The organism is Amycolatopsis tolypomycina (assembly GCF_900105945.1).
Taxonomy (GTDB): Bacteria; Actinomycetota; Actinomycetes; order Mycobacteriales; family Pseudonocardiaceae; genus Amycolatopsis; species Amycolatopsis tolypomycina.
Window position 1 is genome coordinate 103,802 of the sequence record NZ_FNSO01000004.1, and the last position, 14,250, is coordinate 118,051.

Here is a 14,250-nt window from a genome sequence, read left to right on the forward strand (position 1 = left end):
GTGCGTCGGTGTCACAGGTAAGACGGGCGTGGCGGCGAAACCTGATCGGTGTGCCCCTACTGGCCGGCCTCGACGCGCCGCCTCGAGCGGATCAGCCCGGTGATCACCACCACCGCGATCCCCAGCCCCACGCCGCTGACGATCGACGCCACCAGGCTCGCCGTCCCCGTGGCCAGGCCGAACGCGCCCCCGAGGTACACCGGGATGGAGATCGCCACCGGCAGCCAATTACGCAGGGTGAAGGCCCGGTCCGAGGCGACCCACAGCACCAGCGCCACGGCCGCCCCGGTGGCGACCGGGATGGCCCAGACGAAAGCGCTCGTCAGCGCGTCCATCCCGAGTGACCGGAGCCACTCGAACGACGCCTGCCCCAGGCCAATGAACAACACGACCAGCGCCACGCGGACGCCGACGGCTCCCTGGCTCCTGCTCGTCATGACTTCCTCCCGAATCTTGGGTCATCCTCTACCACGTCCGGGTGACGCCGGTGGTTGCCCGTTTCGCCGACTTTCTCCCGGCGGCCCCAGGTCCTGGCCGGCTCACCGCGGCCCGCGATCTCTGGCGGAGGCGGGAACGCACCCAATGTGGCGTTCGGTGCGTTGGATGCACCCAACGCCACATTGGGTGCATCGCGAACCGGCAACGCGCACTCACGATCGTGGATCCAAGCCTGACGGATCGACCCGCTCGGGGCCCTAGGCGCCGCGGCCGCCGATGTCAAGAAATCTCACCGGATGTCCCGGGATGCGGATGGCCATGCGCCTGAGTGGGTGACCGTGCGAACCTCCCCCCGACACCGACGAAAGGCGATGCTGACGTGCGCACCCCTCGGAGATTCCTGGCCTCGGCGCTGGCCGCCCTGACCACCGTGGGCGCGCTCGCGGGCTGTTCGCGTGCCGACAGCAGCGCCGCACCCGCCGCCAACCAGGGCGCTGCCGGCGAGGTCCGCGTCGGGTTCTTCCCGAACGTGACGCACGCGCCGGCGCTCATCGGCGTCAAGAAGGACTTCTTCAAGAACGAGCTCGGCTCGACCAAGCTCACCACCCAGACCTTCAACGCCGGCCCCGACGAGGTCAACGCCCTGCTCGGCAACTCCCTCGACGTCGCCTTCATCGGCTCCGGCCCGGCGATCAACGCCTTCACCAAGTCCAAGGGCGCCATCCAGCTGATCTCCGGCGCCGTCTCGGGCGGCGCGCAGCTGGTCGTCAAGCCCGACATCACCAGCGTCGAGGGCCTCAAGGGCAAGAACATCGCGACCCCGCAGCTGGCCAACACCCAGGACGTCGCGCTCAAGAAGTTCCTGTCCGAGAAGCAGCTGACCGACCAGGTCAAGATCACCAACCTGGAGAACCCGAAGACGCTCGACGCCTTCCGGAAGGGCGAGGTCGACGGCGGCTGGCTGCCCGAGCCGTGGGCGTCCCGGCTGGTCCTCGACGCCGGCGCGAAGGTACTGGTCGACGAGAAGACGCTGTGGCCGGGCGGCCGCTTCCCGAGCACCGTCGTCATCGTGCGCAGCGAGTTCCTGCAGCAGCACCCGGACACCGTCCGCGCGCTGCTCAAGGGCGAGCTCGCCGCCATCGACTGGGCGAAGGCCAACCCGGCGGACGCGAAGACCGTGGTCAACGGCGCGCTCAAGGAGCTGGCCGGCAGTACCCTGAGCGCAGCGGTCCTGGACCGCGCGTTCTCCGGCATCGAACTGACCACCGACCCGGTCGCCTCGGCGTTCCCGCAGCTCGCGCAGGACTCGGTCACGGCGGGGGTCGTGAAGTCGGCCGTCGCGCTCAAGGGCTTCGCCGACTTCGGCGCGCTCAACGAGGTGCTGAAGGCGCAGAACCTGCCCGCCGTCGTAGCTCCCGAACTGACCAAGTGAGAGGCAGCCCGCGATGACCACGACCCTCCCGACCGGCCGCACCAGCTTCACCGGCACGGCCGCGGTCCGTCTCGACGGCGTGCGCAAGACGTTCGGCACCGCCGGCCGCGCGGTCGTCGCGCTCGACGGCGTCGACCTGACGGTCGCGCCCGGCGAGTTCGTCTGCCTGCTCGGCGCGTCGGGCTGCGGCAAGAGCACGCTGCTGAACCTGGTCGCGGGCCTCGACGCGCCGTCGGCGGGCGAGATCACGCTGAACACCTCCCGGCCGGCGGTGATGTTCCAGGAAGCCGCGCTGATGCCGTGGCTGACCGCCGCGCGCAACGTCGAGCTGCCGCTGCGGCTGGCCGGCTTCGGCCGGGCCGAGCGCCGCGAAAAGGCCGCCGAGCTGCTGGAGCTCGTCCGGCTGAACGGCGCGGGCGGCAAGCGGCCGCACGAGCTGTCCGGCGGGATGCGCCAGCGCGTCGCACTGGCCCGCGCCCTGGCCGCGACGCTGCGCGTCGGCGGCGACCCGGAGCAGTCGCTGCTGCTGATGGACGAGCCGTTCGCCGCGCTCGACGCCATCACCCGCGACGTCCTGCAGGGCGAGCTGCTGCGCGTCTACCGCAGCACGGGCACGTCGGTGCTGTTCGTGACGCACGACGTGCGCGAGGCGGTCCGGCTCGGCCAGCGCGTGGTGCTGCTGTCGTCGCGGCCCGGCCGGGTCGTGCGCGAGTGGACGGACGTGCCGCTGGCCGACGCCGAGGAGCTGACCGAGGACATCACCGGGCACCTGCGAGAGGTGATCAGCACCCATGCCGCAGCTTGACCGGTCCGCCGAAGCCGACCTCGACGCGGTCGGCGCCGGACTGGATTCGCTCGACACCCCGGCGGGGGAGCGCCGCCCCGGCTTCTGGAAGCGGTTCGCCTGGGGTTTCCTGCCCCCGCTGGCCGCGCTCGTGCTGCTGGTCGTCGTCTGGCAGATCCTCTGGGCGGCGGCCTTCTGGCCCGAGACGCAGCTGCCCGCGCCCCTGTCGGTGTGGGCCGAGTTCTGGGAGCGCGTCGTCACCGGCGACGTGTTCGAGTTCGTCTGGACGTCGGTGCACCGCGCCGCGCTCGGCTTCGTCGCCGGCGTGCTCATCGGCACCCCGCTCGGCCTGGTCGTGGCCAAGGTCCGCGTGGTCCGCGCGGCGATCGGACCCCTGCTGACGGGTCTGCAGAGCCTCCCGTCGGTCGCCTGGGTCCCGGCGGCGATCCTGTGGTTCGGCATCAACGACGGCGCGATCTACTTCGTCGTCCTGCTGGGCTCGGTGCCGTCGATCGCGAACGGGCTGGTGTCCGGCATCGACCAGATCCCGCCGATCCTGCCCCGCGTGGGCCAGGTGATGGGCGCGAACCGGCTCGCCTCGGCCCGCCACATTCTCCTGCCCGCGGCGCTGCCGGGCTTCTTGGCCGGGCTCAAGCAGGGCTGGGCGTTCTCCTGGCGTTCGCTGATGGCGGCCGAGCTGATCGCCCTGTCTCCTCAGCTGGGAGTGGGCCTGGGTGCGTACCTGAACCAGGGGTCTTCGCTCAACAGCATCGAGAAGGTCATCGCGGCGATCTTCCTGATCCTGCTCGTCGGGGTGGGGATCGAGCTGCTGGTTTTCCGTCCGCTGGAGCGTGCGGTGCTGCGGGCGCGTGGGCTGACTTCGTCGCTTTGATCCGCGTTTGGATGTCGAAGCCGGGTTTCCGGCGTCGACGTCTCCTTCGAATCCCTTGATCGAAGGAGTGGGCGATGGTGATCTCGGTGCTGGTGGCGTCGGTGGTGGCGTTCGTGGTGAGCGCTGGTTGGTACATGGCGTTCGGGTCGGTCTGGGCTCGCTTGAGCCCTGCGGGTGCTGCTGCTGGGCCGTCTCCGTGGCGGATGGGCTTGGAGTTCGTGCGGACCGCGGTGCTGGTGACTGCTTTCGCGCTGCTGTCTGTGGACGTGGACGGCGTCGCGGGCTCTTTGGGGTTTGCGCTGGCGGTGTGGGCTGGGTTTCCGGTGGTGATTCTTGCCGGCTCGGTGCTGCATGAGCGGGTTCCCGTGGGGCTGGCCGCGCTGCATGCGGGGGACTGGCTGGTGAAGCTCACCGTGGTTGCGGTGGTGCTGGGGTTGTGGCGCTGACCACGGGACAAGCAGGGCCCCGGCAACGAGTGCCGGGGCCCGGACCTGCCGGCCAGGGTCAGCGCGAGCGTCGCCCGCCGGCCCGGGTGCCGGCCGAAAACGCCGCCGCGCCGCCCGAACCCGATCGGCGGTTGCCGCCCGTGCCGGCTGCGCCGCCGGAGCGCCGTGCACCGCCCGAAGCAGCCGCCGTGCCCCGTGCGCCGCCCGAAGCGGCGGCCGCGCCGCCCGACCGCCGTGCGCCGCCCGAAGCAGCGGGTGCGCCCGACCGACGGGAGGAACCGCCCGCGGCGGCTGCGCCGTCCGAGCGGCGCGAACCGGACCCGGCCGAACGCTGCTTTTCCTGCACCGCCGCCCGCGCGCGCTGTCCGCCGCGGTTCTCCTTCGGCGCCGCACTCCGGCGACCGCGGCCACCACCTGGTGCCGCGCCGGTCGCCGATACCTTCTTCGGGCGGTTGTCCACCGCCGGGGCCTTCGAGAACGTCCGCTCGCCCGGGGCCAGCTCCGCCAGCAGCGGGTGACCCGGGCCGAGCTGGGTCGTCGTCGGCTGGATGCCCGCCTTGCGCGTCAGGTCGCGGACGTCGCGGACCTGGGCGTCCGTCATCAACGTCACCACCGTGCCCGACGCCCCGGCGCGCGCCGTGCGGCCCGAACGGTGCAGGTACGCCTTGTGCTCCACCGGCGGGTCCGCGTGGATGACCAACCGGACGTCGTCGACGTGGATGCCGCGGGCCGCGATGTCCGTCGCCACCAGGGTGCGGGCCGTCCCGGACGAGAACGCCTCCAGGTTGCGTGTCCGTGCGTTCTGGCCCAGGTTGCCGTGCAGCTCCACCGCCGGGACGCCCGAAGCGTTCAGCTTCCGCGTGAGCGCCTTCGCGCGGCTCTTCGTCCGGGTGAACACCAGCGTGCGCCCGGGCGCCGCCGTCAGGTCGACCAGCACCGGCAGGCGGTGGGTCTCCTCCAGGTGGAGGACGTGGTGCTCCATCGTCGCCACCGGGGACTGCGCCGAGTCGACGCTGTGCAGCACCGGGTCGTCCATGAAGCGCTTGACCAGCACGTCCACGCCGTTGTCCAGGGTCGCCGAGAACAGCAGCCGCTGGCCGCGCTCGGGGGTGGCGTCCATGATCCGGCGGACCTCGGGCAGGAAGCCCAGGTCGGCCATGTGGTCGGCCTCGTCCAGGACCGTGATCTCGACGGCGTCGAGCTTCACGTGGCCGGAGCGCATGTGGTCGGCGAGCCGGCCGGGGCAGGCGACGACGATGTCGACGCCGTCACGCAACCGGGTGATCTGCGGGTTGGCGCTGACGCCGCCGAAGATGGTGGTCGCCTTGAGGCCCAGGGGACGGGCCAGGGGCAGGATCGACGCCTCGATCTGCGTCGCGAGCTCGCGCGTCGGCGCCAGGATCAGCGCGCGGGGGCGGCCCGGCTTGCGCCGCGTCGGGCCCGCGGCGAGGCGGGCCAGCACGGGCAGCACGAAACCGTACGTCTTGCCCGAGCCGGTGCGGCCGCGGCCGAGGACGTCACGCCCGGCGAGGGTGTGCGGCAGGGTCGCCGCCTGGATGGGGAACGGCTCGGTCACACCCTGGGTGGCCAGCGCGGCCACGAGCGGGGTGGGCAGGCCGAGTTCAGCGAAAGTGCTCATAAGTGCGTGCGGGCAAGCGAATGCCCTGGTCTCCATAACCTCGAGAAGGGTTGTCCTGCCCGGCGCAGACCTACTGACGGCCGCGGCGCGTGGTAGTCGACAACAGCAGCGGGCCGAGGCAGAACTGAGCGGCCCGCATGATCAGTGTACCCAACGGGAGTGACATACCCCTAGTGAGATTGCCCGCATGTAGGGGGCTTGCTAAGTTACCGGTCGGTAATCGAGGAGGCCCCACCATGCTGCTGAACCCGCGCGACTACGACCCGGCGCACTTCGACGCCGAGACCCGGCGCCTGCTGCGCGCCACCATCGACTGGTTCGAACAGCGCGGCAAGGCGAAGCTGACCGAGGACTACCACAACCGCACCTTCTACGCGGACTTCATCGAGTTCGCGGGCAAGGAAGGCCTGTTCTCGACCTTCCTGACCCCGGCCGCGAACGCCGGCGGCAACCCGGACAAGCGCTGGGACACCGCCCGCGTCGCCGCCCTGTCGGAGATCCTCGGGTTCTACGGCCTGAACTACTGGTACCCGTGGCAGGTCACGATCCTCGGCCTCGGCCCGGTCTGGCAGAGCGGCAACGCACAAGCGCGGGAACGCGCGGCGGCCGCGCTCGACGCCGGCGGCGTCGGCGCCTTCGGACTGTCCGAAAAGGACCACGGCGCCGACATCTACTCCTCCGACATGGTCCTGACCAAGGACGGCGACGGCTACCGCGCCACCGGCTCCAAGTACTACATCGGCAACGGCAACTGCGCCCGCACGGTGTCGGTCTTCGGCCGCATCGACGGCGTCGAAGGCCCCGATCAGTACGTCTTCTTCTACGCCGACTCCGAGCACCCGAACTACCACGTCGTGAAGAACGTGGTGCCGTCGCAGATGTACGTCGCCGAGTTCCGGCTCGAGGACTACCCGGTGGCCGCCGAGGACATCCTGCACGTCGGCGCCGAGGCCTTCAGCGCCGCGCTGAACACCGTCAACATCGGCAAGTTCAACCTCTGCTTCGGCGGCATCGGCATGGCGACGCACTCGCTGTACGAGGCCATCACGCACGCGCACAACCGCGTCCTCTACGGCAAGCCCGTCACCGACTTCCCGCACGTCCGCCGCGAGTTCGTCGAGGCCTACGCGCGGCTGACGGCGATGAAGCTGTTCTCCGACCGCGCCGTCGACTACTTCCGCAGCGCGAACCCGGACGACCGCCGGTACCTGCTGTTCAACCCGATCACCAAGATGAAGGTGACGACCGAGGCGCAGAAGGTGATCGGCCTGGTCGCCGACGTCGTCGCGGCCAAGGGCTTCGAGGCCGACACCTACCTGGCGATGTCCAAGAACGACATCGACGGCCTGCCGAAGCTCGAGGGCACGGTGGCCGTCAACCTGGCGCTGATCGCGAAGTTCATGCCGAACTACCTCTTCGCGCCGCAGGAGTACGCCCCGGTGCCGACCCGCACCGACGCCGCGGACGACGAGTTCCTCTTCCGCCAGGGCCCGGCGCGCGGCCTGTCGAAGGTCCGCTTCCACGACTGGAAGACCGCCTACGCCGAAGCCGCGCACATCCCGAACGTCGCGCTGTTCACCGAGCAGGCCGGCGCCCTGGTCAAGCTGCTCACCGAGGCGGCGCCGGACGAGGCGCAGCAGGCCGACCTCGACTTCGGGCTCGCGCTGACCGAGCTGTTCACGCTCGTCGTGTACGGCCAGCTCGTCCTGGAGCAGGCCCGGATCACCGGCCTGGACGACGAGGTCGTCGACCAGATCTTCGCGGTGCTGGTGCAGGACTTCAGCGTCGCGGCGGTGGACCTCAACGGCAAGGCGAGCTCCACCGAGGCGCAGCAGGCGATCGCCCTGGCCGCGCTGCGCAAGCCGGTGGTGGACGCCGAGCGGTTCGAGAACGTCTGGGCGCGGGTGCGGGCGCTGTCCGGGGTCTACGCTATGCAGCCGTGATGGCGCGGAAGTACCGGTTGGGCGTGACGCGGAAGGCCGCGAACGTCGTCGTGCAGGCGCTGCTGGCGCGCGGGATCCCGATCAACGGCAGCACCGGGTTCCTGCTCACCACGCGCGGGCGCAAGAGCGGCGAGGACCGGACCACGCCGGTCAACGTCATCGAGGTCGACGGCGAGCGGTGGCTCGTGTCGCCGTACGGGCGGGTCGGCTGGGTGCACAACCTGCGCGCCGACGCCACCGCCCGGCTGTGGCGCGGCCGCCGTCGCGAGACGTGGGAGGTCGAAGAACCCGACGCCGCCACGGCGGGCCGCGTGCTGCGGGCCTACGTCCGCAAGATCCCGGTGACGGCGCCGTTCTTCGACGCGAAGCTGACCGACCCGGCCGAGGCCTTCGCCGCGGAAGCCGATCGACACCCGGTGTTCCGGTTGGCAAGATCGCGGTCGTGAAGCGAGAGCGGGCGGCGGAGCTCATCTGGGACGCGTGGCTGACCGGCAAGCGGCTGGACGGCCTCCCGGACGCCGCCCGCCCGTGCGACCTCGCCGAGGGCATGGCGGCGCAGGCGGCGCTCGCCGAGCTGGCCGGGCCGGTGTCCGGCTGGAAGATCGCCGCGACCACGGCGTACGCGCGGCAGTACCTCGACGTCCCCGGGCCGTTGCCGGGCGCGATGTTCGCGCGGTTCCACCACGCCGAGGGTGCCCCGGTGCCGGCCGACACGATGACCATGGGCGTCGCCGAGCCGGAGTTCGCCTTCCGGCTCAAGGCCGACCCGGGGCTGTCGCCTTCGCTGGCCGCGGTGCTCGACGCGGTCGACACGATGTTCCTGGCCATCGAGCTGCCGGACAGCCGCTACACCGACCACCGCCACGCGGGCGGTCCGCAGCTGCTGGCCGACGCGGCGTGCGCGGGCCGGTTCGTCGAGGGCCGCCCGGTGCCGGGCTGGCGCGACCTCGACCTGCCCCGCCGCCCGGTGGTCCTGCACGCCGACGGCGAGGAGTTCTCCCGCGGCAGCGGCAGCCTGGTGCTGGGCGACCCGCGGCTGGCGCTGCACTGGCTGGCGATGGAGCTGCCCCGCCACGGCCGTGCGCTGCGCCCGGGCGACATCGTGACGACGGGCACGGCGACCCCGCCGTGCCCGATCCGCGCGGGCGGCCACGTGGTGGCCGACTTCGGGGAGCTGGGCAGCGTGGAAGTGCGGTTCGCGGCATGACCTTCCGGCCGGGGTTCGTGGTGCTCGCCGTGGTGGTCGCGGCCCTCGACGCGGGTTTCTGGTTCATCGCCCGCGGCCCCCACCCGCCGACGGCCCGCAGCGGCTTCATCGTGGCGTTCGTCCTGCTGCTGGCGCTGCTCGCGGCGGCGGCGGGCGTGGTGCGCTGGGAGGTTGCGGCCCCGCTGGGCGCGGCGTCGACGTCGGGCCTGCTGGTCGTCGGCGCGGCGGCGATCTTCAGCGTCGGCCTCGGGTTCCTCCTGGCGGCCGTGGTGGAGGCGGCCCTGGTGCGCCGGATGGTCGCGGCGGCGGCCGGCTGGCGCGGCGGGCTGGCGCTGGTCAGCGCGACGGCCGCGGTGGTCCCGGTGGCGCTGCTCGCCGCGGGGCTCTTCGCGCTTCCGTGATTTTTGTCGGTGCTCCCTGTCACGATGTCCCGGTGACGTCCTGGAGAGATCGACTCGACACCCTTGCCCATCAGCAGCTGCCCGCCGAAGTGGCTTCCGCCTGGACCGCGCTGGCCCGCCCGGGCATCCGCCTGGTGCCCGGCGGCGACGGCCCGCGCGTGGGCCGGATCGGTGGCGCGCCGCGCATGCCCGCGGACCTGCCGTGGCCCGAGTGGCCGGGGCGCGGCCCCCTTGACTTCGTGGCCGCGGTGGACTGCGCGGCGCTGCCCCGGGAGTTCCTGAGCATCCCATTGCCCGAGGCGGGCACGCTGCTGTTCTTCTCCTTCGACGGGTTCCGCCGGGGCTCCGACGACGAGCCGCGGTTGGAGGACGTCGAAGGCCACCGGGTGCTCTACGTCCCGGCGGGCGTGCCGGTCGTCGAGCGGACGGCGCCCGAAGGTCCCGTCCCGTACCCGGCCCACGACCTTTCCGCCGAGGTGGTGGCGACGGCTCCGGAGCGCGAGCACATCCTGCTCGACCAGACGACGATCGCGAGCGGGGAGTCACTCGACGAAGCGGTCGAGACGGTGGAGATCCCCGGCGGCCACTCGGAGTCCGACGTGTTCGGCGTGCTGGCCGCGCAGGCCAGGGGCGGGGGCCGCGAGCACCAGGTCGGCGGGTTCGCCGCCCCTGTACAGGGTGCGGTGGAGATCGAGATCGCCGCCGAGGTGCTCGGGGACCACCAGGATCCCCGCCTGGCCGAGGAGGCGGCCTGCTGGGTGCTGCTCGCCCAGATCGACAGCGACGACAAAACCGACATGACCTGGGGCGACGCCGGAATGCTCTACTGGCTCATCCGCACCGACGACCTCGAGGCAGGCCGCTTCGACCGCGCGAAGTGCACCCTGCAGTGCGGCTGAATGGTGCAGTGCGGCTGATGTGGCGCGGCTGATGTGGCGCGGCTGATGTGGCGCGGCTGAGGGGTCCTCGACCGCAGGCAGGCCACCCCGGCTCGTCCGGGGTGGCCTGCCGCAGGCTCCTACTTGCCGAACCCGGCCCGCCGCAGTGCGTCGGCCATGGACCCGCTCGCCGCGGAGTTGCCGCCGCGGTCGCGCCCGCCGCCTCCGCCACGTCGGTCGCCGCCGCCGGAGCCGCCCCGGCGCTGACCGCCGCCACCACCGCCGCCGCCCTGGCCCCGGTCACGGCCGCCGCCCCCGCCGCCGCGGTTGCCCGAGCCGGCGCCCGGCTCGTCGTCCAGCCGCAGGGTCAGCGAGATCCGCTTCCGCGGCACGTCGACTTCCAGGACCTTCACCTTCACGATGTCCCCGGGCTTCACGACCTCCCGCGGGTCCTTCACGAAGTTCTTCGACAGCGCCGAAACGTGCGCCAGGCCGTCCTGGTGCACGCCCACGTCGATGAACGCGCCGAACGCCGCCACGTTCGTCACCACGCCCTCCAGGCGCATGCCCGGCTTGAGGTCGCCGATCTTCTCCACGCCCTCGGCGAACGTCGCCGTCTTGAAGGCCGGGCGGGGGTCGCGGCCCGGCTTGTCCAGCTCCGACAGGATGTCCGTCACCGTCGGGAGGCCGAACTGCTCGTCCACGAACTCGGCCGGGCGCAGCGAGGACAACGTCCGCGTGTTGCCGATCAGCGCCCGGATGTCGGTGCCGGTCTTGGACAGGATCCGGCGGACCACCGGGTACGCCTCCGGGTGCACGGCCGACGAGTCGAGCGGGTCGTCGCCGTCCGGGATGCGCAGGAAGCCCGCGCACTGCTCGAACGCCTTCGGGCCGAGCCGCGCGACCTCCTTCAGCGCCATCCGGGAGCGGAACGGCCCGTTCGTGTCGCGGTGCGCCACGATGTTCTCCGCCAGGCCCGTCGTGATGCCCGAAACCCGGGTCAGCAGCGGCGCCGACGCGGTGTTGACGTCCACGCCGACCGCGTTCACGCAGTCTTCGACCACCGCGTCGAGGGAGCGCGACAGCGAAACCTCGGACAGGTCGTGCTGGTACTGCCCGACGCCGATCGACTTCGGGTCGATCTTCACCAGCTCGGCCAGCGGGTCCTGCAGCCGCCGGGCGATCGAGACCGCGCCGCGCAGGGAGACGTCCATGTTCGGCAGTTCCTGCGAAGCGAACGCCGACGCCGAGTACACCGAAGCGCCCGCTTCGGAGACCACGGCCTTCGTCAGCTTCAGCTCGGGGTGCTTCTTGATCAGTTCCTGCGCGAGCTTGTCGGTCTCGCGCGACGCCGTGCCGTTGCCGATGGAGATCAGGTCGACCTGGTGCCGGGCGGCCAGTGCCGCGAGTTCGGCGATCGACTGGTCCCACTTGTTGGCCGGCTGGTGCGGGTAGATGACGTGGGTGTCGACGACCTTGCCGGTGGCGTCCACGACGGCCACCTTGACGCCGGTCCGGAAGCCCGGGTCCAGGCCCATGGTGGCGCGGGTGCCGGCCGGCGCGGCCAGCAGCAGGTCGCGCAGGTTGGCCGCGAACACGCGCACGGCGTCGTCCTCGGCCGCCTGGCGCAGCCGCATCCGCAGGTCGATGCCCAGGTGGAGGAGGATCTTGGTGCGCCACGCCCAGCGGACGGTGTCGCCGAGCCACTTGTCGGCAGGCCGCCCCTGCTGGGTGATGCCGAACTTCGCGGCGATGCGCTGCTCGTACTCGGTCGGGCCGACCTGCGGCTCGTCGCTGGGCTCGTCCGGCGCCATCGTGAGGTCGAGGACCTCCTCCTTCTCGCCGCGCAGCATCGCGAGGATCCGGTGCGAGGGGAGCTTGGTGTACGGCTCGGAGAAGTCGAAGTAGTCGGAGAACTTCGCGCCTTCCTCCTCCTTGCCGGCCCGGACCTTGGCGACCAGGTGGCCCTGGCCCCACATCTTCTCCCGCAGGTCACCGATGAGGTCGGCGTCCTCGGCGAAGCGCTCGACGAGGATCGCGCGGGCACCGTCGAGGGCGGCCTGCGCGTCCGCGACACCCTTGTCGGCGTCGACGAACACCGCGGCCGCGGCCTGCGGGTCGGTGTTCGGGTCGTTGAGCAGGCCGTCGGCCAGCGGTTCGAGACCCGCTTCGCGCGCGATCATGGCCTTCGTGCGGCGCTTCGGCTTGTAGGGGAGGTAGATGTCCTCCAGCCGCGACTTGGTGTCCGCGGCGAGGATCGACGCCTCCAGGGCTTCGTCGAGCTTGCCCTGGCTGCGGATGGATTCGAGCACGGCGAGCCGGCGCTCGTCGAGTTCCCGCAGGTAGCGCAGCCGTTCCTCGAGCGTGCGCAGCTGCGCGTCGTCGAGCATGCCGGTGACTTCCTTGCGGTAGCGGGCGATGAACGGCACGGTCGACCCGCCGTCGAGCAGTTCGACGGCGGCCTTGACCTGTCCTTCGCGCACGCCCAGTTCTTCGGCGATCTTCTGCTCGACCGACACGCTCACTGCAACACGCTCCTGCTTCGCCTGGTTCCGATCGTCACATTCTGCCGTTTCCGCCGCCCCGACTTTCGGATGGGGCCGCTTGACAATCAGATTGGTCTAGTCCACTTTGTGGTGACCTGCCTCACCAGTGTCGTGGAGGTCGCCCGTGGTCCCCAAGGTCCGCTTTGCTCTGCTTTCCTTACTTTCGGTGGTGACGCTGTCTCTCGGCGTGACATTCGTGCTCGCCGGCAGCGCGTCGGCGGCGAACATCCTGGCCAACCCCGGCTTCGAGGCCGGTACCGCGAGCTGGACGTGCAGCGGCGCGTCGGCCGCGGTGAGCACGCCGGTGCACAGCGGGAGCCGCGCGTTGAGCGCGACGCCGTCGTCGTCGGACAACGCCCAGTGCGCGCAGACGCTCACCGTCTCGCCGAACACGGCGTACAAGCTGTCCGCCTGGGTCCAGGGCAGCTACGTCTACCTCGGCGTCTCCGGTTCGGCGACGACCAGCACGTGGACGCCCGGCACCAGCGGCTACCAGCAGCTGTCGCTGAGCTTCACGACCGGTTCGAGCACGTCGCTGACGGTGTACCTGCACGGCTGGTACGGCCAGCCGGCGTACTACGCCGATGACGTCAGCCTCGACGGCCCGGGCACCCCGCCGACGACTACGCCGACGACGCCCACCACGACTCCGACCACCCCCACCACTCCGCCGACGACGACCACGACGACGCCGCCGACCCAGGGTGACCTGCCGAAGCACGTCCTGACGGGCTACTGGCAGAACTTCTACAACGGCGCCAAGGCGCTGAAGCTGGCCGACGTCCCGACGAAGTACAACATCATCGCGGTGTCCTTCGCGGACGCGACGGGCACGCCCGGCGCGGTGAGCTTCACGCTCGACTCGGGGTTGTCGTCGCAGCTCGGCGGCTACACGGACGCCCAGTTCAAGGCGGACGTGAAGACGGTACAGGCCCGCGGCCAGAAGGTGATCATCTCGGTCGGCGGCCAGAACGGCACGATCAGCGTCGGCGACTCGACGTCGGCCACCAACTTCGCCAACAGCGTGAAGTCGCTGATCGCGAACTACGGCTTCGACGGCGTCGACATCGACCTCGAGAACGGCATCAACGCCACGTACATGGGCCAGGCGCTGCGCAGCATCTACAACGGCGGCGGCAAGGTGATCACGATGGCCCCGCAGACGATCGACATGCAGTCCACGGCGGGCGGCTACTTCCAGCTGGCGCTGAACATCAAGGACATCCTGACGATCGTCAACATGCAGTACTACAACTCGGGCTCGATGAACGGCTGCAACGGCAACGTGTACTCGCAGGGCACGGTCGACTTCCTGACGGCGCTGGCCTGCATCCAGCTCCAGGGCGGCCTGCGAGCCGACCAGGTCGGCCTGGGCCTCCCAGCGTCCCCCCAGGCGGCGGGCGGCGGCTACCAGGCCCCGGCGAACACGGTGTCGGCGCTGAACTGCCTGGCCCGCGGAACATCGTGCGGCAGCTTCAAGCCGTCGACGACGTACCCGTCGATCAGGGGCGCGATGACGTGGTCGATCAACTGGGACGCGTCGCAGGGGTACGCGTTCGCCAACACGGTGTCGGCGGGGCTCGCGGGACTGCCGTAGCCGTGCGTCGAGCGGCCCTCCCGGCGGCGCGGTCCGGGAGGGCCTTC

The 14,250-nt window shown here is 71.3% G+C and carries 13 protein-coding genes; 10 read left to right on the top strand and 3 right to left on the bottom strand.

Annotated features, from left to right (window positions below):
* Positions 1-56 precede the first annotated feature (56 nt).
* Complete coding sequence (locus BLW76_RS11100) at positions 57-437, bottom strand: hypothetical protein (RefSeq protein ID WP_091306055.1); 381 nt, start codon at positions 435-437, stop codon at positions 57-59.
* Between the two features lie 380 nt (positions 438-817).
* Here BLW76_RS11100 and BLW76_RS11105 point away from each other — a divergent pair, with 380 nt between their 5' ends.
* From BLW76_RS11105 to BLW76_RS11120, 4 genes are all read left to right on the top strand, one after another.
* Positions 818-1,870: an ABC transporter substrate-binding protein gene (locus BLW76_RS11105; RefSeq protein ID WP_091306056.1), complete on the top strand. Its 1,053-nt coding sequence runs from the start codon at positions 818-820 to the stop codon at positions 1,868-1,870.
* A gap of 13 nt (positions 1,871-1,883) precedes the next feature.
* Positions 1,884-2,675: an ABC transporter ATP-binding protein gene (locus BLW76_RS11110; protein WP_091306057.1), complete on the top strand. Its 792-nt coding sequence runs from the start codon at positions 1,884-1,886 to the stop codon at positions 2,673-2,675.
* Positions 2,662-3,546 carry an ABC transporter permease gene (locus BLW76_RS11115; protein WP_091306058.1) on the top strand — a complete coding sequence of 295 codons (885 nt, stop codon included), beginning with the start codon at positions 2,662-2,664 and terminating at the stop codon, positions 3,544-3,546. Before BLW76_RS11110 ends, BLW76_RS11115 begins: the two co-directional genes overlap by 14 nt.
* A gap of 74 nt (positions 3,547-3,620) precedes the next feature.
* Positions 3,621-3,992, top strand: a complete 372-nt coding sequence (locus BLW76_RS11120; protein WP_091306059.1) for a DUF1761 domain-containing protein — start codon at positions 3,621-3,623, stop codon at positions 3,990-3,992.
* Positions 3,993-4,050: 58 nt separating this feature from the next.
* Here BLW76_RS11120 and BLW76_RS11125 read toward each other — a convergent pair whose 3' ends face one another.
* On the bottom strand, positions 4,051-5,631 hold the full coding sequence (locus BLW76_RS11125; protein ID WP_091306060.1) for a DEAD/DEAH box helicase: 1,581 nt from the start codon (positions 5,629-5,631) through the stop codon (positions 4,051-4,053).
* Between the two features lie 236 nt (positions 5,632-5,867).
* Here BLW76_RS11125 and BLW76_RS11130 point away from each other — a divergent pair, with 236 nt between their 5' ends.
* The 5 genes from BLW76_RS11130 to BLW76_RS11150 are packed head-to-tail and all read left to right on the top strand — an operon-like array spanning position 5,868 to position 10,081.
* Positions 5,868-7,574 carry an acyl-CoA dehydrogenase family protein gene (locus BLW76_RS11130; protein WP_091306061.1) on the top strand — a complete coding sequence of 569 codons (1,707 nt, stop codon included), beginning with the start codon at positions 5,868-5,870 and terminating at the stop codon, positions 7,572-7,574.
* Between the two features lie 23 nt (positions 7,575-7,597).
* Entirely contained in the window at positions 7,598-8,020 is a 423-nt protein-coding gene (locus tag BLW76_RS11135; protein ID WP_244170131.1) for a nitroreductase family deazaflavin-dependent oxidoreductase, read from the top strand.
* Positions 8,017-8,781 carry a 2-keto-4-pentenoate hydratase gene (locus BLW76_RS11140; RefSeq protein WP_091306063.1) on the top strand — a complete coding sequence of 255 codons (765 nt, stop codon included), beginning with the start codon at positions 8,017-8,019 and terminating at the stop codon, positions 8,779-8,781. Before BLW76_RS11135 ends, BLW76_RS11140 begins: the two co-directional genes overlap by 4 nt.
* Positions 8,778-9,182, top strand: a complete 405-nt coding sequence (locus BLW76_RS11145) for a hypothetical protein (protein WP_091306064.1) — start codon at positions 8,778-8,780, stop codon at positions 9,180-9,182. Before BLW76_RS11140 ends, BLW76_RS11145 begins: the two co-directional genes overlap by 4 nt.
* Before the next feature lie 32 nt (positions 9,183-9,214).
* Complete coding sequence (locus BLW76_RS11150; protein WP_091306065.1) at positions 9,215-10,081, top strand: YwqG family protein; 867 nt, start codon at positions 9,215-9,217, stop codon at positions 10,079-10,081.
* A 119-nt stretch (positions 10,082-10,200) separates the two neighbouring features.
* On the opposite strand, the gene BLW76_RS11155 is transcribed toward BLW76_RS11150, so the two are convergent.
* A complete protein-coding gene (locus tag BLW76_RS11155) occupies positions 10,201-12,585 on the bottom strand; it encodes a Tex family protein (RefSeq protein ID WP_091306066.1) in 2,385 nt (794 codons plus the stop codon).
* A 145-nt stretch (positions 12,586-12,730) separates the two neighbouring features.
* On the opposite strand from BLW76_RS11155, the gene BLW76_RS11160 reads away from it, so the two are divergent.
* A complete protein-coding gene (locus BLW76_RS11160; protein ID WP_091306067.1) occupies positions 12,731-14,203 on the top strand; it encodes a chitinase in 1,473 nt (490 codons plus the stop codon).
* The last annotated feature ends 47 nt before the right edge of the window (positions 14,204-14,250 follow it).

Coding starts and splice junctions, on each gene's coding strand:
- BLW76_RS11100 (WP_091306055.1), bottom strand. CDS start 437: ATGACGAGCAGGAGCCAGGGAGCCGTCGGCGTCCGCGTGGCGCTGGTC.
- BLW76_RS11110 (WP_091306057.1), top strand. CDS start 1,884: ATGACCACGACCCTCCCGACCGGCCGCACCAGCTTCACCGGCACGGCC.
- BLW76_RS11115 (WP_091306058.1), top strand. CDS start 2,662: ATGCCGCAGCTTGACCGGTCCGCCGAAGCCGACCTCGACGCGGTCGGC.
- BLW76_RS11120 (WP_091306059.1), top strand. CDS start 3,621: ATGGTGATCTCGGTGCTGGTGGCGTCGGTGGTGGCGTTCGTGGTGAGC.
- BLW76_RS11125 (WP_091306060.1), bottom strand. CDS start 5,631: ATGAGCACTTTCGCTGAACTCGGCCTGCCCACCCCGCTCGTGGCCGCG.
- BLW76_RS11130 (WP_091306061.1), top strand. CDS start 5,868: ATGCTGCTGAACCCGCGCGACTACGACCCGGCGCACTTCGACGCCGAG.
- BLW76_RS11145 (WP_091306064.1), top strand. CDS start 8,778: ATGACCTTCCGGCCGGGGTTCGTGGTGCTCGCCGTGGTGGTCGCGGCC.